The sequence below is a fragment of the Rhizobium sp. P1_E1 genome (genome assembly GCF_056406015.1).
The window spans coordinates 1-21,345 of sequence record NZ_JBFUAY010000099.1 but is presented as its reverse complement, the minus strand read 5'-3'; the positions used below and the strand labels follow the sequence as shown (position 1 = coordinate 21,345).

The window sequence follows — 21,345 nt, the reverse complement described above, 5'->3', positions numbered from 1 at the left end:
GCCCTATTCGGTGCGCGTCGTCGGCGCCAGCCTGGCGGCCTTCGATTTTTCCGTCGAGGAGGCGGCGATCAGCCTGGGTTGCCCGCCGCTGAAAACCTTCCTGACCGTGGTCCTGCCGAATATTCGGGCCGGKGTCATTGCCGCCTTCATCCTCGCCTTCATCACCTCGATCAACGACGTGTCGGTTTCGGTCTTCCTGACCGGGCCGGGCATCTCGACGCTGCCGATCCAGATCCTTGCGCATATGGAACAGTTCTTCGACCCGACGATCGCATCGGTATCGGTGTTGCTGATGTTCGTGACAGTCGGCGTCATGGCCGTCGTCGAGGCCACGCTCGGCCTTACCTTCCTGACAAAGTAGAACGCTCTTGACCGTATCCCTCACCATCGATTCCATCTCCGCCCATTACGGCATTACCCAGGTGCTTAAGGACCTGTCGATCTCAGTCATGGCCGGGGAGCTGGTGTCCCTGCTCGGCTCCAGCGGCTGCGGAAAGACGACGACATTGCGCCTCGTGGCTGGTTTTCTGCAGCCGAGCAGCGGCAGCATCAAGCTCGGCGAGCGCGACCTCACCGGCCTTCCCGCACATGCGCGCGACATCGGCCTGGTCTTTCAGAACTACGCGCTTTTTCCTCATCTGAGCGTCCAGGACAATGTTGCCTTCGGCCTGAGGCAGCGTCGCATTCCCCAGCCGGAACGGACGAAAAGAACGACGGCCATGCTGGACCGCGTCGGCCTTTCGGCCTTCGCCGACCGGCTGCCGTCGGCCCTGTCAGGCGGCCAGAAACAGCGCGTGGCTCTCGCCCGGGCACTGGTCATCGAGCCGCCGCTTCTGATGTTCGACGAGCCGCTTTCCAATCTGGATGCAAAGCTCAGGATCGACATGCGCGTCGAGATCAGGCAGCTCCAGCGCGCCAACGGCACCACGTCACTTTACGTCACCCACGACCAGGAGGAGGCATTCTCGATCTCCGACAGGGTGGCGATCATGAATGCCGGGCGCATCATGCAGCTCGACGCGCCGGAGGTGCTGTATCGCCAGCCGGCCAACGCTTTCGTCGCCCGCTTCGTCGGATTCGAGAACCTGATCCGCATGAAGGTGAGCGCGCGCAACGGCGCGCTTGTGATGGCCGAGACGACCGGCGGAGCGCGGCTGCAGCTGTCACAGGAAACGTTCGGACCGATCAAGGACGACTTCGTGCTGGCCTGCCGCGCAGACGGTCTTGCCGTCAGCCGTGACGGTGATGGCATCGCGGCCGTGCTCGGCACGCGCACCTATCTTGGCCGGGCCTACCAGTACAAATGCACGACATCAGCGGGAGAGATCACCGCCAATGGGGCTTTGTCCGACCCGCTGGAAACGGGGTCGTCCGCCGTGCTGATACCGCTCGCCGAGCAATGCTGCATTCTCGATCCGGAAGATTGAACCGCTGAGGAGAGACGATGACTAGTGCCATGGATCAAGATATCGATGCCGTTCTTGCCCATGTGGACCGAAGCCTCGATGGTAGCCTGGCGCGGCTTTTCGAGCTGATCCGCATTCCGAGCGTCTCGACCGACCCGACCTATCGCGATCACTGCCGCGCTGCCGCCGAATGGCTGAGCCGGGATCTGGCTGCGATCGGCTTCGAAGCATCGGTGCGTAAAACGACCGGGCATCCGATGGTCGTCGCCCATGAAAAGGCGGCGTCCGGACCGCATCTGCTGTTTTACGGCCATTACGATGTCCAGCCGGTCGATCCGCTGGCGCTGTGGACGAGCGATCCGTTCGAGCCCCGCATGGAAGCCTTGCCGAACGGCGATACCGCGATCGTGGCGCGCGGCGCGTCCGACGACAAGGGACAGTTGATGACCTTCGTCGAAGCCTGCCGCGCCTGGAAGAGCGTCACGGGTAAACTGCCGGTGCAGGTGAGCATGCTGTTCGAAGGTGAGGAAGAGGCCGGCAGCCCGAGCCTCGCGCCCTTTCTGGATGCCACGGCAGACGAGTTGAAGGCCGATGCGGTTTTCGTCTGCGACACGGATATGTGGGATCGCGAAACGCCTGCCGTCACGACGATGCTGCGCGGTATCTTTAGTACGGAAATCGAGGTCACCTGCGCCGATCAAGACCTGCATTCCGGCATGTTCGGCAATGCCGCGCGCAATCCGCTGCAGGTGCTGTCAGACGTGGTTTCGAGCCTGCGGCGTGCCGATGGCGGCGTCGCGGTCGAGGGTTTTTATGATGGCGTGAAAGAGCTCCCCGACGCCATCAAGGCGCTGTGGAAAAGACTGCCCTTCGACGAGGAGGCCTTTCTCGGCGATATCGGCCTGAGAGATCCGGCCGGCGAGGCAGACCGTTCTGTCCTCGAACAGATCTGGGCGCGGCCGAGTTGCGAAATCAACGGCATGAGTGGCGGCTATACAGGAGAAGGCTTCAAGACCGTCATTCCGGCGAAGGCAAACGCCAAGATTTCGTTTCGCCTGGTTGAAGGGCAAGATCCTCTGACGATCCGTGATGCCTTCCAGCGGCACGTGCGCGCACGTATCCCTAGGGATTGTTCGGTCAGCTTCAGGGATTACGGGCTTTCGCCGGCAACCGTCATGCCGATCGACAGTCCGTTTCTCACCAGGACGCTTCAGGCGCTTTCGACGGAATGGCAATGCGAAGCTGCCCTTGCCGGCACGGGCGGTTCGATCCCCATCATCGGCGAATTCAAACGCCGGCTCGGATGCGATGCCCTCCTCGTCGGCTTCGCCCGCTTCGACAACCGCGTCCACAGCCCGAACGAAAAATACGATCTCTCAAGCTTCCATAAAGGCATACGATCCTGGGTCCGTATCCTGGCCGCCCTCGCCGACTGACGCTGTAGCACTTTGAATTGCTGCATAATTTTATCCTTCGATCGATTCCGATTTGAGGAATTATGCCGTAGGCTATGGTGCGGCCAGCGCACCCTGCTGATCCTGCAGGCCGAGAATAACGGACAATCCCACATCGACACCGAGGCAGCAGAGACCACCGATGACGATATCAGCTCCCCGCGATTTTCTGAAAAGCCTGTTCGACGCGGCGGTTCGCGCCGCCGATCCGCTGACTGGCATAAAGGCGAACCTACCTGATAGGCCGAAGGGAAGGACCGTGGTGATCGGCGCCGGCAAGGGCGCGGCGCAGATGGCGCGGGCGCTCGAAAGCGTCTGGGACGGAGCGCTTGAGGGTCTCGTGGTCACCCGCTACGGCTATGGCTGCGAGACACGCGGCATCGAGATCTTCGAGGCCGCCCATCCGGTGCCGGATGCGGCTGGCCTTACCGCCGCAAAGCGGCTGATGGAGACGGTGAACGGGCTGACGGAAGACGATCTGGTGATCGCGCTGATCTGCGGCGGTGGCTCGGCGCTGCTGCCCGCCCCGCCGGACGGGCTGACCCTTGAAGATGAGATTGCGCTCAACGAAAAGCTGCTTGCCTCGGGCGCACCGATTTCGGCAATGAATGTCGTGCGCAAGCATCTCTCCACCATCAAGGGCGGAAGACTTGCAGCAGCGACCAAAGCGAGGGTCGTCAGTCTGATCGTCTCCGACATTCCCGGCGACAACCCGGCCCATGTCGCCTCCGGGCCAACGGTCCCTGATGGTTCGACACGGCACGATGCGCTCGAGATCATCAGGCAATACGGATTGCAGCTGCCGCAGGCCGCATTCGACCATTTGAACTCGCCGAAGGCCGATGCACCGCGACCGGACGATCCGGTCTTCCTACGGCACGCGCATCACATCATCGCCTCCGCCGGCGTTTCGCTGGAGGCGGCGGCCGCACTGGCGAAGTCGCAGGGGATCGAGCCGGCGATCCTTTCGGATGCGATCGAAGGGGAATCGCGCGACGTGGCGCTGGTGCATGCGGCGATTGCCCGCGAGGTATCGGGCCGCAACAGGCCGTTTTCCAAGCCGGTCGTCATCCTTTCCGGCGGCGAGACGACGGTGACGCTGAGAGCCAAGGGCGGCAAGGGCGGACGTAATGGCGAATTCGCGCTCGCCATGGCGCTTGCGATCGACGGGCAGGAGGGCATTCATATCCTCGCCGCCGACACGGACGGGATCGACGGCTCGGAGGATAATGCCGGCGCTTTTGCCGATGGCGGCACGGCAAGGCGCCTTCGCGCCGCCGGGCTCGATCCGCGCCGACTGCTCGACGGCAATGACAGCTATTCTGGCTTTGCGACCACCGGTGATCTCTTTGAAACCGGCCCGACCGGAACCAACGTCAATGATTTCAGGGCTATTCTGATCTGTTAGGATTCGGCGGCGATGGCGGATCAGGTCTTGATCCGCCCCTGCCCGACCAGCCAGCTGACCGATTCCTGCACTGCCTGCGGGGATGTGTATCTTGGGGTGTAACCCAGCAGGCGCCTCGCTTTGGCGACCGAGCAATTCGGGCTGCGGGCGATATGTTCCCATGTCGCCTTCGCATCCTCAGCCGTCTGACCTTCGGCCCAGGCGTCGAATGGCGCGAAGCTGAGCTTCGGCTCGTGCCCGAACCAGCGAGACATTGATTCGGCATAGCCGCGAAGGGTCAATGCCTGCTCCGAAACCGCGTGAAAACTTTCGCCGGTCGACGTGTTCCAGTTGGCGATCGCATCCATGAACATCGCCGCCACGTCATCGGCATGGACGTGATGAACGGTCTCCAGGCCGAAATTGGGCAGCGCCAGAACCTCTCCGCGGGCAAGGGTCGAAAAGACCTGCAGGTTGAAATTGCCTGCCGGATTGAGCGGCGCCCAGCCGGGACCAACAATATGGCCGGGATGGATGATGGTTGCCGGAAATCCGCGCAGCCTTGCCTGCTGCAGCAGATAGGTTTCGATCGCCGCCTTCTGCGTGCCGTACTCGCCGAAGGGAAATTTCGGCGCCTCTTCCAGTGTCGGCACGGCTGTCGGGTGGCCGTGCGTCCAGATCGTGCCGGTATGCAGGAAATGACCGACATGCCCCGATAGCGCCGTCACCAGGTGCTCGGCACTTTCCAGCGAGAAGCAGATCATGTCGATGACGATATCGGCTTTCACACCACGCACGGCCGGGCCGAAATCACCCGTCCGCTCCATGGCTGTCCGATCCATCTGACGCTGATCGACGCCAGCCCAGGCGTGGTTTGCCGTATAAGGCTTTGCTGTGCCGCGGCTGATCGTAACGACGTCGTGGCCGGCTTCCACCAGACGGGGAACGAGATAGGTTCCGACATGGCCCGTTGCCCCGATTACCAAAACCCGCATCATCGTTCCTCCCTTTGCATTTCCGTGTCGAATATGCTGCGCTTGGGTGATCCCGCAAGCAGACTTTTCGTGATCAAGTCGGCTCAACCAGGCCCGCTATTCCTGAAAACAAGGCAGGTGCCGCCCTGTTTGCGGATCTGGTTGCAGAGGTCGTTGGCTTCCAAGCGTGTCTGCCGGCCGATGCGGGCAGCATAACGCGGGCGAAAACCAAAGCTGCGATCGCGCTGGCGCAGGATCAGCGGCTGCTCCGCATTCAGGGGCGCGGGCAGATCCTGCACGGCATCGAGAAACATGCGCCTGACTACCGCGACATTCGCATTCGCCGCAAGTTGGACGCCCCAGGGCGCCCATTCACCCTCCTGACGCCAGGGCGTGTCCTTCAACGTCCGTCTCTCCGCAAGCGCCACGCAAGCATCGAGGAAGGACTTGTCCTTGTCGAGCGGGGCAGCCGCATCTTCCGGAGGATTATCCTTCCATTCCTCGATGGTATGCGCGGTGATTGCCAGGACGTAACCGCGTGTCTCGTAAGGTAATCTCCCTGACGTTAGGTAAGAGGAAAGTCCGTTTTCGCCAGCATTATAGGCGGCGGCGGCAAGGCCGAGATTGCCGAAACGATTGCGCAATTCGTCGAGATATTGAGCCGATTTCCGCAGGGCTTCCAACACCTGGTAGCTGTCTTCAAGACCGCGCAGTTTCGCCGTTCCGGGCATGAACTGCGCAATGCCCTGCGCTCCTTTGAAGCTGACTGCATCGGGGCGAAAGGTGCTTTCCCGCCAGATGAGACGGGCGAAATAATCCGGCGGCAATTGATTGGCGCTGGCGAAATGCTCGATCGCGACGCAAAGGTCTCGATTGAAACTGTCCTTACGGATGCAAAGCGTCTCACCCGATTCCGACGCCGAAGGCCCCGAATAGAGACAGGCCGGCGCCCCAGCGCTTCCTTCCGGCTGGGCCCTTACCGTGTCTAGTTGGGAAAACAGAAGGCAGAGCGAAAGCATGGCTTTCGCCGATCTCCTCCCCATGTCGGACTGACATTTCCGGCCTATCATCGGATCTCGGCGGGTTCGAACTTCCATCGCGACGCTGAATTCTCAATACCATCGATACGGGTAGGAAGCTTCCCCCATTTCCCTCTCTGCACCAGGTTTCTAATTTCGCCAGCAATTTTGGAACAGATATATTCGACCTGCCACGGTCGCAGCGTCATCCTCTTCACCAGGACTATCTAAGCGAACGAGGATAAGCAGATGATTGATCTCCACTACTGGCCGACGCCGAACGGCAAGAAGGTTTCGATCTTCCTGGAGGAAACCGGCACGCCCTACCGGCTGGTGCCGGTCAATATCGGCCGGGGCGACCAATTCAAACCTGATTATCTCAAACTCAACCCCAATCACCGCATGCCGGCCATCGTCGATCACGAGCCTGCCGATGGCGACGGTCCGTTGAGCGTGTTCGAATCCGGCGCGATCCTCTTCTATCTCGCCGAGAAGACCGGTAAATTCTGGCCGCAGGATCTGCGCGGCAAATACGAGGTCACGCAATGGGTGATCTGGCAGATGGCGAACCAGGGGCCGAAACTCGGCGAAGCCGGTCATTTCCGTCGCCTTGGCGATCGCGAAGGCGACCAGTCCTATGCGGTGCGGCGCTTCACGGACGAAGCCAACCGCCTCTACGGCGTTCTCAACATGCGGCTTCGCGACCGGCGCTATCTGGCCGGTGAGGAATTCACCATCGCCGATATCGTCAGCTATCCCTGGACCGTCAACTGGCAGGCACAGGGTCAGGACATCGACGAGTTCAAGCATTTCAAGCGATGGTTCGAGGAGGTCGGCGCACGGCCTGGTGTCCAACGCGGCCTGGCGGTCGGCGCCGATCTTGGCACCGACAACAGTAAGCTCTCCGAAGAGGAGCAGGCGCGCATCCGCAATATCCTCTACAACCAGCGCGCCCTTCCCGTTCCGGATTGAGCATCGGCTGCGATAGCTCTTGCACCGTCATTGCGGCAAAGGATATCCATAGTGACAACCGGGCCCGCAGCCAGCCAAAGGCCGGTTCCCGCTTCGCGTCGTTGCAGATCACCTGCCCGCGGATCTTGACGGTTTGGGCAGCAGCTGGCGTTGCGACTTGGGGTGTGGCCAGCAATGACGAGACCTGTAATCGGCATCATCGGGAACGCCCGCATCGTCGAAAGCCGCTTTGCGGCCCAGCTTGTCGGAGAAAATAATCTGCGAGCAGTGGCCGATGTTGCCGAAGCCTTGCCGCTGATGTTTGCCGGCAATCCTAAACTAGCCGATATCGCGGATCTGCTGGCTGTCGTCGACGGCATTCTGCTGACGGGCGCCAGAGCTAATGTCCATCCCAGCCGCTTCAACATGGTGCCTGATCCCAAGCACGAACCTTACGATGAAGATCGTGACGGGCTGGCGCTACCATTGATTGAAGCCTGTGTTGCGCAAGGCGTTCCTGTTTTCGGTATATGCCGCGGTTTTCAGGAAATGAACGTCGCCGCCGGCGGCTCGTTGCATCCTGAAATCCGGGAATTGCCAGGACGCATGAACCACCGAATGCCGCGCCTGGAGACCGGCGAAATCCATCCCGACCCCGCCATCGTTTTCGGCGATCGTCACGATGTTCGACTTATCCAGGACGGGATGTTTGCGCGCATTCTCGGCCGAGAGACGATCCGGGTGAACTCGCTACATGGACAGGGCATCCTCGAACTTGGCGAGAGGGTCGTTGCCGAAGGAATTGCCGAGGACGGGACGATCGAGGCGATACGGTTCAAAGACGCGCCGGGATTTGCGCTCGGCGTGCAATGGCACGCCGAATACGATCCCCAAACCAACCCTGTGAATCGTGCGCTGTTTCAGGCATTCGGCGACGCGGTGAGAGCCCGCAAAGCCATCACCTAAGGTTCGATCGGTTACGGCCGACACTTCACCGCTATCAGCACCACAAAGAAAAGCCGCCGCGAAGATGTTTTCGCGACGGCTTGTAGAGGTTCGAGAGCCGGGATCAGGCCGTCGGCTGCTTGGTCTTCCTGAGATAGGGCAGAACCGTATCGAAGGCGCCGAAACGCGTGATCGCGTCTTCGTTGGACACCGCGGCAGTGATGATGACGTCATCACCCTGGTTCCAGTTCGCCGGTGTGGCCACCTGGTGCTTGGCCGTCAGCTGGATGGAATCGATAGCGCGCAGGATCTCATTGAAATTGCGGCCCGTCGTCATCGGATAGGTCAGGATCAGCTTGATCTTCTTATCGGGACCGATGATGAAGACCGAACGCACCGTCGCGTTGTCGGCAGGCGTGCGGCCTTCCGAGCTCTCGCCGGCGCCGGCCGGCAGCATGTCGTAGAGCTTGGCGACCTTAAGGTCCTTGTCACCGATCAGGGGATATTCAACGTCGAAGCCAGTGGCGGTCTTGATGTCGTTCTTCCACTTGGCATGGCTTTCCACAGGATCGACGGAGATGCCGATGATCTTGGCGCCACGCTTGGAAAACTCTCCCGCAAGGCCGGCCATGGCGCCGAGCTCGGTCGTGCAAACAGGCGTGAAATTCTTCGGATGCGAGAACAGGACGGCCCAGCCGCTGCCGATCCACTCATGGAAGCTGATCGGTCCCTGCGTGGTGTCGGCGGTAAAATCGGGGGCAATATCGTTGATGCGTAAGCTCATGGTCGGCCCTCCAAAGCCTTGTGTTCAATGTTTTTCGTCTCAAATCGAGGCCATGGGATCCGTCCGCCGGAAGCGGTCGAGAGATTGCGGTCAACAGGATCGCACCGGCCGAAGGTAAAGACTTCCCATTCCTGGATTTTAAGTAAGTTATATATCACGATCACCGAAGGCATGCTCTTTCGATTTCCGGCCTGCTCCGGCATTATTTTTCCGGCAAGTGCGCGCGATGAAGAGACCGATGGTTTTTCCATCGGTCCCGTCAAAAGCTGCAGGCGAACCGCCCTGCCTCTTGCTCAGGCCGCCTGGACGGATTTGATCCTGTCGATGCCACCGACAACAGGTGCGAAATCGTCCCACACACCCTGGGCGCCCTTCTGCCATTCCTCGAAGGCTTCCGGCTTCAAGAGCTTTCCGCCGTTGGCAAGCGCCGTCTCGACGGATTTGGACTCGTCGTCGACGATCAGCTGGTTGAAATAGGTGGCCCCTTCGCTGGAAGCCTGCTGGAACACCGCCTTCTGCTCGTCGTTGAGGCCGGCCCAGAAGGTCGAGGCATAATAGATGACGCCGGATGCCCAGATGTGGCCGGTCTCGGTCATATCGGGCACGACCTCATAGAGCTTGAAGCCGGCATAGGCCGATTTGGTCAGATCCATCGCGTCGGCGACACCGGTTGCGAGCGCATTATAGGTCTCGGTGATCGGAATGCCGATCGGCGTCGTGCCGAATGCACTCCAGAGCTTGGTGTGCAGTGGGCTCTGGATGACACGGATGCGCTTACCCTTGAGCTGCTCCGGCCGCGTCACCGGTTCCTTGGTCAGGAGATGGCGGGCGCCGTAATTGATGAAATCGCCGACGACGAAATTCTGCGCCTGCAGTTTCTGCTTGAGATCGGCGCCGACATCACCACCAACGGTCCGGCGCACGTGGTCGGCATCGCGGAAGAGGAAGGGCAGATCGAGGATCTGCAGTTCCGGTGCCCAACCGGAGAGCGACGAGACCGTCGAGAGACTGGCCTGGATGGAGCCGAGGCGCACGCCCTCGGCCACCTCCTTCTCGCCRCCGAGCGCACCGTTCCTGACGATATTGAATTTGAACTGGCCGGGCAGCTTCGCTTCGACCAGTTCGCCGATCTTCACCCAGATCTTCGTTTCCGGCTTGTCGTCGCCGAGCAGCGAAGCGATCGTGATCGTCGTCGTGCGGGCAGCGGCGGTGCGGACGAAAGCGGGCGCTGCAAGCACCGTTCCGGTGAGAGCAGCGGTCTTCAGGAAATGGCGTCGGTTGAGATTATCCATGGGGTTGTCCTGTTTACGAGAAGATGATGGCCCAGGCGCAAAGGATTGCGAGCGAGACCAGGAGAGCGAGCAGATAGGGAACCACCGCCCGAAAGAGCTCCGAGGCGGGAATGCGCGTGACGCCGCTGACGACGAAGATCAGCATGCCGAGCGGCGGCGTCAGTCCGTGGATCATCAGGTTGACGACGATGATCACCCCGAACTGAATGGGATCGATGCCGGCGGCAACCGCTGCCGGCAGCAGGATCGGGCCGAACAGCAGGATCGCAGCGCCGATATCGAGAACAAGGCCGACAACCAGCAGGATGACGTTCGACAGCAGGATGACCGCAAGCGCGCTGCCGCCGAGTGCCGTCGTCAGATGCGAGATCAGCCTGGACACGTCGTCGACAGCCAGCAGGAAGGCAAAGGGGCCGGCCGTGCCGATGAGGAGACCGATTGCCGCCGCTTCAACTGCTGCCTGGCGAAAGGCGGCATAGAGCGAGAGAATGCCGAGCCGCGCGCCGATGCCGAGCAGCAGCGTGTAGAAAGCAGCAAGCGCAGCCGCTTCCGTGGTCGTGACGATGCCGATGCGGATGCCGACGACGACGATGATGCCGAGCCCGAAGGCTGGGATAGCCTGGACTGCCGATTGCCAGCGCTGTCTCGCGTTTGCGCGCGGCAAAGGCACCTGTTCGCTGACCGTCAGATGGATGGCGACTGCCAGGCATATGGCCATCAGCCCGCCGGCAAAGAAACCGCCGACGAGCAGCGAGCCGACGGAAAGATTGGTCGCCGTCGCAAGGATGAGAAATGCGATCGACGGCGGGATGACGTTGTCGAGAACCGATGTCGAGGCGATGATCGCCGCCGCCTGCGCCGGCCGATAGCCGTGTTTGACCAGTTCGGGCTGGAAGGTCGACGCGCCGAAAGCGGCATTTGCGACCGACGAGCCGGAGGCGCCGGAAAAAAGGACGCTGGTCAAGAGCGTCGTCTGCGCCAGCCCTGCCCGGCGATGGCCGACCATGGCGGCGGCGAAGCGCACGAGCTGGTTGGCGACGCCGGAGGCCGTCAGCAGGCCGCCGGCAAGCAGGAAGAAGGGAATGGCGAGCAGCAGGAATTTCGAGATGCCGGTGACGGTCGCGGAAACGATCGCCGGCTCCGGCAGGCTACTGCCGAAGGCGATGACGACATAGGCTGCGGCAAGAAAGGCGTGCGGCAGCGGCGCAGCAAGCAGGAGACCGATTGCCGCAATAAGTCCGAGGAAGATGCTCGGCGGCCAGTCGAGATCGAGCGCGACATGCGGGATACCGGCATAGAGCGCGACCCCCACGGCAAGCGAGAGAGCAACCGGCAGGAGCTTGCCTTCGGCAATGCGCTGCAGAAGCAGCACGACGAGGATCAGCGCGCCGCCGGCGCCGAGGAAACCGAAGCGGATCCATTCCGGCACGCCGAGCGTCGGCGAGACGCCGCCGAGCATCGTCATGATCTCGCTGCCGCCAAAACTCAGGATCAGCGCAGAAAGCACGGTGAAAACATCGGCGCCGATCCGCGTCACCTTCTGCAGGTTTTCCGGCAGGATCTTGACGAAGACGTCGAGGCGCATGGCAAGCGCGCTATTGAGGCTGAGCGGCGCGCCAAGCGCGATCAGGCCCACATGCAACCAGATGCCGAGATCCTCGGCACCAATGAAGCCGGCGCTAAAGAAATAGCGCAGGCAGACTGTGACGAGCACCATCAAGAGCAGCACGGCGAGAACAAGTGCCGCGGCAATGCCGAGAATCGCCTCGATCGCCCGCAGCAGGCGCACTGCCACCCCGCTGTGCGGAGCGGCCTGTTCGACCGGATGAAATTCACTGGTGGCCACAAAACTTACCTTCTGGCGAGAGGATCAGGCATTCTTGACGGTCGAAAGATCGCGATCGAAGAGCGTCGACCAGGTGTAGTTGCGCGCCTTCGAGACCTCCCTGCTGACATCGAGCCGCGGCAGCACCTTTTCGCCGAAACGATAGGCTTCCTCAAGCAGCGGCATGCCAGAAAGAATGAAAGTATCGACACCAGCCTTCTGATAGGCTTCGAGCGTGCGCAAAACTGTATCCGGAGAGCCGACGATCGCCGTGCCGGGGCCGGGCCTGACCAGGCCGATGCCGGCCCAGAGGTTCGGTGCAACTTCGAGATCGCGCAGATTTTCCGGCTTGAGGCCGCCGTGCAAGGCCGTCATGCGCTGCTGGCCGACGGAATCGCTTCTTGCAACGAAACGCTGGTTGGCGGTGATCGCCGCATCATCCATGCGGCCATAGAGATCGGCCGCCGCCTCCCAGGCCTTTTCGTCGGTGTCGCGAACGATGACGTAGAGACGGATGCCATATTCCAGTTCACGGCCGTAGTGGGCGGCCCGCGCCTTTACCGCTTCGACCTTCTCGCCGATCTGGGCGGGCGTCTCGCCCCAGGAGAGATAGGTGTCCACATGTTTCGCCGCGACTTCAAGCGCCTTATCCGAGGAGCCACCGAACCAGAGCGGCGGCGGTGCGATGCTCTCGCCGACCGGCAAGGCGAGCTTGGCGCCGTCCGTCGAGAAATACTTGCCCTGATGGGTAACGCTCTCGCCGGCAAAGAGCCGGTGCCAAAGCTGAAGATATTCCTCCGCCATGTCGTAGCGCTCGTCATGCGGCAACATCATCCCATAGGCGCCGAGCATCTTGGCGTCGCCGGAGACGATATTGATCAGCAGCCGGCCGCGGGCGAATTCCTGGAAGGTCGCTGCCATCTTGGCAAGCAATGTCGGCGCGACGAGGCCGGGATGGATGGCGACGAGGAAACGCAGCCGCTCGGTGTGAGCAAGCAGCGCACTCGCCAGCACCCAGACGTCGTGGGCGCCGGTCGCAAACAGGGCGCCGGTATAACCCAGATGGTCATAGGCCTGGGCAAGCTGCTTGTAGTAGCCGTAGTCGACCTGACGCGAGCCTTCCGGCTGCCAGGGATAGGCGCCGTCGGGTGCGCACATGTACCAGAAAGCGTTCATCTCCCGATTCCTTGTTATTTCGTCATTTCCGGGCGTTTCAGCACGATGGGCTTGGCGAAATGGCCGTGACGCAGCAGCGTGTCGGCCTCTTCCTGTTGTTCGGCGATGATCTCGTCGTCGATCGGAAACACCGTGAAGTCGCGTGAGCGCACCACCTTTTCCCAGGCATCGATATCCGTTCCGCCGCGGTCGCCAGATCCGCCGCGGTCGCCCGATGCAAGAAGTCTGGCGGCGGTGCGTGGATCGGCGGCGATCTCGTTACCGATCCGGCTCAGTTCGGAGACGATCGCCCGGATCTCCGTTGCCGAAAGGCCGTTCCGTTCCAATGTCCAGAACAAAGAACGGTTGGGAATGGCCGCGCCGCAGCGGACGATCAACCTGACGTCGTCGCGCTCCAGCGCCTTTTCGAGACGCGGCGACATGGCGACCCAGGCATCGACGCGCCTTTCGAGCAGGTCGGCGAGCGAATCGCGCGCGCCGCTTTCGACCCGCTCGACATCGGGCAGGCTCATCCCCTCACCTTCGAGGCTGCGGGCCAGGAGATAGGTGTGAAACGAACCGTCGATCAGCGAGATCCGGCGGTCTTTCAGCTCAGCGACGGAGCAGATCGGACTGTCGCTCCTGACGAAGATGGCGCCGTTGGCCGGGCGCGGCGCGGAGGCAGCGATATATTCGACGGCAAGCCCGCGCATATCCGCCTCGATCGGCGGCGTCGAGCCAGTGCCGCCGAGATCGATCTCGCCACGTTCCAGCAGCACCGCGGTATCGCGGCCTTCGGCATAGGAGACGAATATCGGCTGCAGATCGACAAAGGCGCCGGGCCAGAGCCGCGCGAGGCGAAGATGCAGATTGTTGGGGTGAACACCAATTTTCATTCTGTGCAACCGATGGCGTGGCTCATAGCAGTCAATTTACTTTTTTATAAATTGATTACGAGGAAGCGATTGTCGTCAGCAGGAGAAAATCGCCTTTGAAATCCCATAAAATCGATAGGCAATGAAATCTTTTGCCAGATCGAGCGAAGTGAGCGAGCCGGAGTTGAAAATTCAGCGCCGTCACTTTACTTTTTTATAGAACCTTCAAGGACGATACCGTTGACGAAGCCCGTTTCCTCAAGAGTCTGCCGCGATGTCGGCGCAGCCAGCGAATTGCTGAAGCTGATCGCCAATGCCAACCGCCTGGCGATCGTCTGCTATCTCATGGAGACGGAAGCCCCGGTCTCGGCGATGGAGGACGAACTCGGTATCCGCCAGCCGACGCTTTCCCAGCAATTGAGCGAGCTTCGCGAGGCCGGTGTGATCGAAGGACGCCGCGACGGCAAGGCAATCGTCTATCGCGTCATCGATCCGCGCGTCGATACGATCGTGCAAACTCTGCGGGACATGTTCTCTGGCCTCGACGACGTCACCGGGCGCTTCGGAATGACGAAGCTGCCGGTCGACGAAATGATGTTCGATTGAACCTGGGATGATCGACCTCTATACCTGGATTACGCCGAACGGATTGAAGGTTTCGATCGCGCTCGAGGAGTTCGGCCTTCCCTATCGCCCCCACGCGATCGACATCACCAAGGGGGATCAATTCCAGCAGGATTATCTCGCCATCAATCCGGGCGGCAAGATTCCTGTTATCATCGATCACGAGACCGGCATCACGCTTGCCGAATCCGGCGCCATCCTGCTCTATCTCGCCGAAAAGACCGGCCGCTTCCTGCCCCTGCAGGGTGCCGCCCGGCATCACACGATCGAATGGCTGATGTGGCAGATGGGAGGGTTCGGGCCGACGCTCGGTCACGCCCATTATTTCCTGACCTACAACAGCGGCGAAGCGCCATTCGCGGAGGATCTCTTTCGCAGGGACACCCGCCGCCTGTACGAGACGCTGAACGCGCGGCTCGAAGGCCGCGACTATCTCGTCGACGATTATTCCATCGCCGACATGGCGGTCTGGCCTTGGGTATCCCGATTTCAGCGTCACAAGATCGACCTGAATGCTTTCCCTTATGTCAGGCAATGGTATCTCAGGCTTGCCGCACGGCCACAGCTCAAGCGCGGTTACGCCATTCCTCATTTCACATCCGAAATACCGCAGCCGTGAAGAGACCTTGCCCGGCAGCAATTCTTCGCCGAATTTCGCCAGCTAAGCTACGTGGCGCATTGATTTCGCCCGAAAGTGCGGCAGTTTGATTATTTTTTGCGCACACCTATTTGTGCACACTTTTCAGGCGAACGCCTTGCCAAAATTGCTGCAGTGCGTCATGAATAGACAATGACGCATCTCGATCTGACAATTCTGGTGATCGACGAAAATGCCATACGCGCCTCCATCATCGAAGAAGGACTGCGCGAGGCAGGGCATGTGCGCGTCACCGTGGTCCACGAGGTCAACGGCATCGCGCGAATCATCGAAACGCTGATGCCCGACGTGATCATCATCGATATCGAGAATCCCAACCGCGACATGATGGAGCATCTGTTCCAACTGACGCGCACGGTCAGCCGCCCGATCGCCATGTTCGTCGATCGCTCCGACACGGCCTCGATCGAGGCTGCCGTCGATGCGGGCGTCTCGGCCTATATCGTCGACGGATTGAAGAAGGAACGCGTCAAACCGATCCTCGACATGGCCGTCAGCCGCTTCAATGCCTTCAACCGGCTACGGCGAGAGCTTGCCGATGCCCGCTCCGCGCTGGAGGAACGCAAGCTGGTCGAGCGCGCCAAGGGCATATTGATGAAGATGCGCGGCCTGTCGGAGGAAGAGGCTTTCGCCCTGCTGCGCCAGACAGCGATGAACGAAAAGAAGAAGATGTCGGAAATCGCCCAGAGCGTCGTCACTGCCGCGGGGCTGTTGATGTAATGGCCGACCTGATGAATTTCCGGAGGAAACCGGAGTGGATATGATGACAACGACCTCCAACTCCGGCGGCGACATGCCCTCGCCCGTGCGGGTGAACAACGAAGGACCGAAAGTGCTGCGGGCCGGTTTCATTCCGCTCGTCGATGCATCGGTGCTGATTGCCGCCACAGAATTCGGCTTCGCGCGGAAGGAAGGCCTGACGCTCGATCTCGTCAAGGACGTCTCCTGGGCGAATGTGCGTGACCGCCTGGCATTCCGCCAGTTCGACATTGCCCACATGCTGTCGCCGATGCCCGTCGCCTCCATGCTCGGCCTCGGCTCCAATCCCTCACCGACGATCACGCCATTTTCGCTGGGGCGCGGCGGCAACGCGATCACGCTGTCGACGCGGTTCTTCGACAGGATGCGGAATGACGCGGGATTGCCGGAAACGGCAAGCGCGCTCGACAATGCCCGCGCCCTGGCAAAAATATTGGCGGCAATGAAGGCCCGCGGCGAGCCGCTGCCGACTTTCGGGGTCACCTATCCCTTCTCCTCACACAATTACGAATTCCGCTACTGGCTGGCGGCCGGCGGCATCGATCCCGACAAGGACGTCAGGCTTGTCGTGGTGCCACCGCCCATGACTTCGGATGCGCTGGCAGCCGGTGCGATTGACGGTTTCTGCGTCGGCGCGCCGTGGAACATGGTCGCTTCAGAGCGCGGCGTCGGCCGCATCGTCGCCGCCAAACAGGATATCTGGCCGTCGGCACCGGAAAAGGTAATCGGCATGCGGCCGGACTGGGCGGAAAGCCATCCGGAAACCGTTTCCCGGCTGATCGTGGCCCTCGACGCGGCAGCCCGCTGGTGCGACCGGCCGGAAAATCACGACGCGCTGGCGGCAGCTCTAGCCGACCCGCGCTATATCGCTGCCCCCGTCGAGATTATTCGCCGTGTGCTCGCCGGCGAATTCAGCCTCGACGCAAAAGGTAACCGCCGCATCATCACCGATTATTTCATGTTCCATTCCGGCTTCGCCAATTATCCCCGGCCAAGCCATGCGCTGTGGATTTACAGCCAGATGATCCGCTGGGGACAGGCCGAGGTCAGCCTTAACATGGCAAGGGCCGCAGCATCCGCCTACCGCCCGGATCTCTACCGGACGGCTCTCGGCGACGGCAACGCACCTGACGATGCCGATATCCGCATCGAAGGCGGCGACGAGGGCGACCGCTTCATGGACGGCCACGTCTTCGACCCGGCTAGGTTGCCTGATTATGTCGCAGGCTTTGCCGTTAAAAGCGCCCTGCCCTTCATGTCCGACGACGAGGCCTGATTGACGCCGGCCTGCACAAAACGCCAGCAAGGATCTGCCTGCCTCACAACAAGCGCACAAAAGATTTGCACGACTGATGGCGGCCTGAAAAACATGCATCCGTCAGATTTTTGAATAATATGATTTACATTCAATGGCTTGTACAAGTGACAACAAACTGGCACGCGGTTTGCATTGTCATTATTGCACCGGTCAATGGCGATCAGCGCAGAATGAGCGCGCGATAGGCGCTCATAGGAGACACAGAGGTTACCCCTTCAGATCGAAGATGTAATCTAAGCTTGAGCAAGCCGGCATACGGATTGCTTCCAGGCAACAGGGCTAAAAGGCCCAAGAATTCGGCGTCCAACGGCGGGCGCCACCAGCAAAGCCGCTGATCAGGATATTTCGCGCACCTCGTGTATGCGCGTCCTGACCAGCGGCTTTTTGTTTTAACCCTCAGCGATGGATCGGCACGACCTTGTCGGGCCCCGGAGAAGTTATGTCTGTCATCGAGAAAGCACATCCCATGTCGGCCGGCGAACCAGCCAAAGCATTGTGGATCTCCACTGTAGCCTTCACCCTCTGTTTTGCCGTGTGGACGATCTTCGCGATCATCGGCATTCGCATCAAGCAGGATCTCGGGCTGAACGAGGCCGAGTTCGGATTGCTGGTCGGCACCCCCGTGCTGACCGGCTCGCTCGTGCGCATCGTCCTTGGCATCTGGACGGGGCGCTACGGTGGCCGTCTCGTTTACACGCTCACCATGCTGGCCGCCGCATTGGCGACTTTCCTGCTCTCCTACGCCCAGACTTATACGCAGATGTTGATCGCCGGCCTTGGCGTCGGCCTCGCCGGCGGCTCCTTCGCGGTCGGTGTCGCCTATGTCTCGCCTTTCTTCCCGGCTGAGAAGCAGGGAACCGCGCTCGGCATCTTCGGGGCCGGAAATGTCGGCGCGGCTGTGACCAAATTCGCGGCGCCTTTCGTGTTGCTCGCATGGGGCTGGCAGGCGGTTGCCGAGATCTGGGCCGTCTGTCTGGCACTGATGGCAATCGTCTTCTGGTTCACCACCACCGATGATCCGGCCTACCGTCTCCGCCGCGAACGCCGCGTCGCCACCAAGAGTTTTGCCGAGGAATTCGCGCCGCTGCAGAACGTCCAGGTCTGGCGCTTCTCGCTTTACTATTTCTTCGCCTTCGGCGGTTTCGTCGCCCTGTCGCTGTGGCTGCCGCGCTATCTGGTCGGCGTCTACGGCTTCCACCTGGAAACCGCCGGCATGATCGCGGCCGCCTACTCCATCCCGGGCAGCATCTTCCGCGCCTTCGGTGGCGTGCTGTCGGACAAGAAGGGCGCGCGCAGCGTGATGTATACGATGCTTGCCGTATCGGCCGTGGCCACCCTCATCCTTTCGCTGCCGGCTGCTTCTGGGGCCGGGACAGGTCCGGCCTTCGGTATCACCCCCGTCATCTTCATCGTCGTCATCTTCGTGCTCGGGTTCTTCATGAGCCTCGGCAAAGCTGCCGTCTACAAGCACATTCCGGCCTACTACCCAGAAAACGTAGGCGCAGTCGGCGGCATCGTCGGGATGATGGGCGGCCTTGGCGGCTTCATCCTTCCGATCGCCTTTGGCCTCCTCAAGGACATGACCGGCCTTTGGTCCAGCTGTTTCCTGCTGCTCTTCGCGATCGTCGTGATCTCTCTCATCTGGATGCACCTGTCCGTCAAGCAACTGTCGCGCCAAGGGCACTCGGCGCCCCTGGCTGCAACCTGATCAAGGACCTGGAAATATGACCGAAAAACTTGTCATCATCGGCAATGGCATGGCGCCCGGGCGCATGCTGGAGCACCTCTTCGAGCAGGCGCCGGGTCGCTATGAAGTTACGATCTTCAATGCCGAGCCGCGCGTCAATTACGACCGCATCATGCTGTCGCCGGTTCTCTCAGGAGAAAAGGACTACGAACAGATCATCATTCACGGCGACGGCTGGTATATCAAGCATGGCATCATGCTGTACAAGGGCCACAAGATCGTCAACATCGATCGCGCCGCCAAGACCGTCACCTCCGACCACGGCGTCACCGAAAGCTACGACAAGCTGGTGATCGCAACCGGGTCCGTGCCCTTCATCATTCCCGTTCCCGGCAAGGACCTGCCCGGCGTCATCACCTATCGCGATCTCGATGACGTGCAGGCGATGCTGCTTGCCGCTCAGTCGCGCGAAAAGGCTGTCGTCATCGGCGGCGGTCTGCTTGGCCTGGAAGCGGCGGCCGGCCTTGCCCAGCGCGGCATGGACGTCACCGTCCTGCATGTCATGCCGACGCTGATGGAACGCCAGCTCGACCCCGCCGCCGGCTACCTGCTGCAGAAGGCGGTCGAGGAACGCGGCATCAAGGTCATTTGCAAGGCCAATACCAAGGCGATCGTCGGCAACGGCAAGGTCGAGGGCATCGAGCTTGACGACGGCCGCATCATCCCGGCAACACTGGTCGTCATGGCCGTCGGCATTCGTCCGAGTGTCGGCCTGGCGAAGGACGCCGGCATTGCGGTCAATCGTGGCATCGTCGTCGATGCCGGCATGCAGACCTCGGACGGCGATATTCTTGCGCTCGGCGAATGTGCCGAGGTCGGCGRCATGGTCTACGGCCTCGTTGCGCCGCTCTATGAAATGGCCCGCATCGCCGCCGCGCATCTCTCCGGCGATCGCTCGCCCGCCTTTGTTCACGCGGATACGCCGACCAAGCTCAAGGTCACCGGCATCGAGCTTTATTCACTCGGCGACTTCGCCGACGGCGACGACCGCGAGGAGATCGTGCTGCGCGATGCTTCAGCCGGCGTCTACAAGCGTCTGGTGCTGAAGGACAACAAGATCATTGGCACCGTGCTTTACGGCGAAACCGCCGATGGTGCCTGGTTCAATGACCTGAAGAAGAAGGCAACCGATATTTCGGAGATGCGCGAGACGCTGATCTTCGGACAGGCCTATCAGGGAGGGTCGCCGCTGGACCCTATGGCGGCCGTTGCAGCCTTGCCGGATGACGCGGAGATCTGTGGCTGCAACGGCGTATGCAAGGGCAAAATCACCTCGACAATTTCAGGCAAAGGGCTGACGTCGCTCGACGACGTACGCGCCCATACCAAGGCATCCGCCTCGTGCGGCTCCTGCACCGGCCTCGTCGAGCAACTCATGGCGCTGACGCTCGGCGACAGCTACAACCCGGCTGCGGTCCAGCCGATGTGTACCTGCACCGAACTCGGCCATGACGATGTCCGCCGCCTGATCAAGGCGAAGGGGTTGAAGAGCATCCCTGCCGTCATGCAGGAGCTCGAATGGAAGACTTCCTGCGGCTGCGCCAAATGTCGGCCGGCGCTCAACTACTACCTGGTCTGCGACTGGCCCGACGAATATGCCGACGACTACCAGTCGCGCTTCATCAATGAGCGCGTGCACGCCAACATCCAGAAGGACGGCACCTACTCCGTCGTTCCGCGCATGTGGGGCGGCGTCACCAATGCGAACGAGCTGCGCGCCATCGCCGATGTCGTCGATAAGTTCGAAATCCCGATGGTAAAGGTCACCGGCGGCCAGCGCATCGATCTGCTCGGCATCGAGAAGGAAGACCTGCCCGCCGTCTGGGCCGATCTCGGCAAAGCCGGCTTCGTCTCCGGCCAAGCCTATGCCAAGGGTCTGCGCACGGTGAAGACCTGCGTCGGCTCTGATTGGTGTCGCTTCGGCACGCAGGATTCCACCGGTCTCGGCATCCGCATCGAGAGGTTCATGTGGGGCTCCTGGACGCCGGCCAAACTGAAGATGGCCGTGTCCGGCTGCCCGCGCAACTGCGCGGAAGCAACCTGCAAGGACATCGGCGTGATCTGCGTGGATTCCGGTTTCGAGATCCATTTCGCCGGTGCAGCCGGGCTCGACATCAAGGGCACGGAGGTCCTTGGGCTTGTCCGGACCGAGGACGAGGCGCTGGAGCATAT

Annotated in this window: 20 protein-coding genes; 12 read left to right on the top strand and 8 right to left on the bottom strand. The window is 61.2% G+C overall.

The annotated features are described in order from the left end of the window. The 4 genes from AC1D1Z_RS25060 to AC1D1Z_RS25045 all read left to right on the top strand — a co-directional run. On the top strand, positions 1 to 361 hold a 361-nt coding region (locus tag AC1D1Z_RS25060), incomplete at its 5' end, for an ABC transporter permease (protein ID WP_477851858.1). Positions 362 to 368: 7 nt separating this feature from the next. Next, positions 369 to 1,427, top strand: a complete 1,059-nt coding sequence (locus AC1D1Z_RS25055; protein WP_131647551.1) for an ABC transporter ATP-binding protein — start codon at positions 369 to 371, stop codon at positions 1,425 to 1,427. Positions 1,428 to 1,444: 17 nt separating this feature from the next. Continuing rightward, a complete protein-coding gene (locus AC1D1Z_RS25050; RefSeq protein ID WP_065276431.1) occupies positions 1,445 to 2,842 on the top strand; it encodes a M20/M25/M40 family metallo-hydrolase in 1,398 nt (465 codons plus the stop codon). Between the two features lie 160 nt (positions 2,843 to 3,002). Continuing rightward, positions 3,003 to 4,268 (top strand): glycerate kinase type-2 family protein, encoded by a 1,266-nt coding sequence (locus AC1D1Z_RS25045; RefSeq protein WP_018445672.1) that lies wholly within the window; start codon positions 3,003 to 3,005, stop codon positions 4,266 to 4,268. A 20-nt stretch (positions 4,269 to 4,288) separates the two neighbouring features. Here the strand turns inward: AC1D1Z_RS25045 and AC1D1Z_RS25040 are convergent, their stop codons facing one another. Together AC1D1Z_RS25040 and AC1D1Z_RS25035 are read right to left on the bottom strand one after the other, a co-directional pair. Then, positions 4,289 to 5,245 carry an NAD-dependent epimerase/dehydratase family protein gene (locus AC1D1Z_RS25040; RefSeq protein ID WP_461509830.1) on the bottom strand — a complete coding sequence of 319 codons (957 nt, stop codon included), beginning with the start codon at positions 5,243 to 5,245 and terminating at the stop codon, positions 4,289 to 4,291. Between the two features lie 80 nt (positions 5,246 to 5,325). Next, the gene (locus tag AC1D1Z_RS25035; protein ID WP_205928496.1) at positions 5,326 to 6,318 is read right to left on the bottom strand and encodes a lytic transglycosylase domain-containing protein; all 993 of its coding nucleotides are present in this window, start codon (positions 6,316 to 6,318) and stop codon (positions 5,326 to 5,328) included. Positions 6,319 to 6,489: 171 nt separating this feature from the next. Here AC1D1Z_RS25035 and AC1D1Z_RS25030 point away from each other — a divergent pair, with 171 nt between their 5' ends. Next, positions 6,490 to 7,212 carry a glutathione binding-like protein gene (locus tag AC1D1Z_RS25030; RefSeq protein WP_131604976.1) on the top strand — a complete coding sequence of 241 codons (723 nt, stop codon included), beginning with the start codon at positions 6,490 to 6,492 and terminating at the stop codon, positions 7,210 to 7,212. Positions 7,213 to 7,386: 174 nt separating this feature from the next. Next, the gene (locus AC1D1Z_RS25025) at positions 7,387 to 8,157 is read left to right on the top strand and encodes a gamma-glutamyl-gamma-aminobutyrate hydrolase family protein (RefSeq protein WP_018241758.1); all 771 of its coding nucleotides are present in this window, start codon (positions 7,387 to 7,389) and stop codon (positions 8,155 to 8,157) included. Positions 8,158 to 8,260: 103 nt separating this feature from the next. On the opposite strand, the gene AC1D1Z_RS25020 is transcribed toward AC1D1Z_RS25025, so the two are convergent. The 6 genes from AC1D1Z_RS25020 to AC1D1Z_RS24995 are packed head-to-tail and all read right to left on the bottom strand — an operon-like array spanning position 8,261 to position 14,088. Beyond that, positions 8,261 to 8,920 carry a peroxiredoxin gene (locus AC1D1Z_RS25020; RefSeq protein ID WP_065276428.1) on the bottom strand — a complete coding sequence of 220 codons (660 nt, stop codon included), beginning with the start codon at positions 8,918 to 8,920 and terminating at the stop codon, positions 8,261 to 8,263. Then, the gene (locus AC1D1Z_RS25015) at positions 8,917 to 9,171 is read right to left on the bottom strand and encodes a hypothetical protein (protein ID WP_245278856.1); all 255 of its coding nucleotides are present in this window, start codon (positions 9,169 to 9,171) and stop codon (positions 8,917 to 8,919) included. The genes AC1D1Z_RS25020 and AC1D1Z_RS25015 overlap by 4 nt, the downstream gene beginning before the upstream one ends. Positions 9,172 to 9,213: 42 nt before the next feature. Next, positions 9,214 to 10,212 carry a TRAP transporter substrate-binding protein gene (locus AC1D1Z_RS25010; RefSeq protein WP_018445679.1) on the bottom strand — a complete coding sequence of 333 codons (999 nt, stop codon included), beginning with the start codon at positions 10,210 to 10,212 and terminating at the stop codon, positions 9,214 to 9,216. A gap of 13 nt (positions 10,213 to 10,225) precedes the next feature. Further along, positions 10,226 to 12,058 (bottom strand): TRAP transporter large permease, encoded by a 1,833-nt coding sequence (locus AC1D1Z_RS25005; RefSeq protein WP_131604975.1) that lies wholly within the window; start codon positions 12,056 to 12,058, stop codon positions 10,226 to 10,228. A gap of 24 nt (positions 12,059 to 12,082) precedes the next feature. Continuing rightward, complete coding sequence (locus AC1D1Z_RS25000) at positions 12,083 to 13,213, bottom strand: LLM class flavin-dependent oxidoreductase (RefSeq protein ID WP_131604974.1); 1,131 nt, start codon at positions 13,211 to 13,213, stop codon at positions 12,083 to 12,085. A gap of 14 nt (positions 13,214 to 13,227) precedes the next feature. Continuing rightward, positions 13,228 to 14,088, bottom strand: a complete 861-nt coding sequence (locus AC1D1Z_RS24995; RefSeq protein ID WP_028732143.1) for an ABC transporter substrate-binding protein — start codon at positions 14,086 to 14,088, stop codon at positions 13,228 to 13,230. 219 nt (positions 14,089 to 14,307) lie between these two features. On the opposite strand from AC1D1Z_RS24995, the gene AC1D1Z_RS24990 reads away from it, so the two are divergent. From AC1D1Z_RS24990 to nirB, 6 genes are all read left to right on the top strand, one after another. Further along, positions 14,308 to 14,673, top strand: coding sequence for an ArsR/SmtB family transcription factor (locus tag AC1D1Z_RS24990; RefSeq protein WP_131604972.1), 366 nt, complete (start codon positions 14,308 to 14,310; stop codon positions 14,671 to 14,673). Between the two features lie 7 nt (positions 14,674 to 14,680). Then, positions 14,681 to 15,310, top strand: a complete 630-nt coding sequence (locus AC1D1Z_RS24985; RefSeq protein WP_131604971.1) for a glutathione S-transferase family protein — start codon at positions 14,681 to 14,683, stop codon at positions 15,308 to 15,310. A 171-nt stretch (positions 15,311 to 15,481) separates the two neighbouring features. Then, positions 15,482 to 16,069 carry an ANTAR domain-containing response regulator gene (locus tag AC1D1Z_RS24980; protein WP_018241751.1) on the top strand — a complete coding sequence of 196 codons (588 nt, stop codon included), beginning with the start codon at positions 15,482 to 15,484 and terminating at the stop codon, positions 16,067 to 16,069. A gap of 34 nt (positions 16,070 to 16,103) precedes the next feature. Then, complete coding sequence (locus AC1D1Z_RS24975) at positions 16,104 to 17,384, top strand: CmpA/NrtA family ABC transporter substrate-binding protein (protein WP_193444227.1); 1,281 nt, start codon at positions 16,104 to 16,106, stop codon at positions 17,382 to 17,384. A gap of 481 nt (positions 17,385 to 17,865) precedes the next feature. Next, a complete protein-coding gene (locus AC1D1Z_RS24970) occupies positions 17,866 to 19,134 on the top strand; it encodes an MFS transporter (RefSeq protein WP_065276422.1) in 1,269 nt (422 codons plus the stop codon). Positions 19,135 to 19,150: 16 nt separating this feature from the next. Further along, the coding region (nirB, locus tag AC1D1Z_RS24965; RefSeq protein ID WP_477851854.1) for a nitrite reductase large subunit NirB at positions 19,151 to 21,345 on the top strand (2,195 nt) is incomplete at its 3' end.

Coding starts and splice junctions, on each gene's coding strand:
- AC1D1Z_RS25050 (WP_065276431.1), top strand. CDS start 1,445: ATGACTAGTGCCATGGATCAAGATATCGATGCCGTTCTTGCCCATGTG.
- AC1D1Z_RS25045 (WP_018445672.1), top strand. CDS start 3,003: ATGACGATATCAGCTCCCCGCGATTTTCTGAAAAGCCTGTTCGACGCG.
- AC1D1Z_RS25040 (WP_461509830.1), bottom strand. CDS start 5,245: ATGATGCGGGTTTTGGTAATCGGGGCAACGGGCCATGTCGGAACCTAT.
- AC1D1Z_RS25035 (WP_205928496.1), bottom strand. CDS start 6,318: ATGGAAGTTCGAACCCGCCGAGATCCGATGATAGGCCGGAAATGTCAG.
- AC1D1Z_RS25030 (WP_131604976.1), top strand. CDS start 6,490: ATGATTGATCTCCACTACTGGCCGACGCCGAACGGCAAGAAGGTTTCG.
- AC1D1Z_RS25025 (WP_018241758.1), top strand. CDS start 7,387: ATGACGAGACCTGTAATCGGCATCATCGGGAACGCCCGCATCGTCGAA.
- AC1D1Z_RS25020 (WP_065276428.1), bottom strand. CDS start 8,920: ATGAGCTTACGCATCAACGATATTGCCCCCGATTTTACCGCCGACACC.
- AC1D1Z_RS25015 (WP_245278856.1), bottom strand. CDS start 9,171: ATGGAAAAACCATCGGTCTCTTCATCGCGCGCACTTGCCGGAAAAATA.
- AC1D1Z_RS25000 (WP_131604974.1), bottom strand. CDS start 13,213: ATGAACGCTTTCTGGTACATGTGCGCACCCGACGGCGCCTATCCCTGG.
- AC1D1Z_RS24995 (WP_028732143.1), bottom strand. CDS start 14,088: ATGAAAATTGGTGTTCACCCCAACAATCTGCATCTTCGCCTCGCGCGG.
- AC1D1Z_RS24985 (WP_131604971.1), top strand. CDS start 14,681: ATGATCGACCTCTATACCTGGATTACGCCGAACGGATTGAAGGTTTCG.
- AC1D1Z_RS24980 (WP_018241751.1), top strand. CDS start 15,482: ATGACGCATCTCGATCTGACAATTCTGGTGATCGACGAAAATGCCATA.
- AC1D1Z_RS24970 (WP_065276422.1), top strand. CDS start 17,866: ATGTCTGTCATCGAGAAAGCACATCCCATGTCGGCCGGCGAACCAGCC.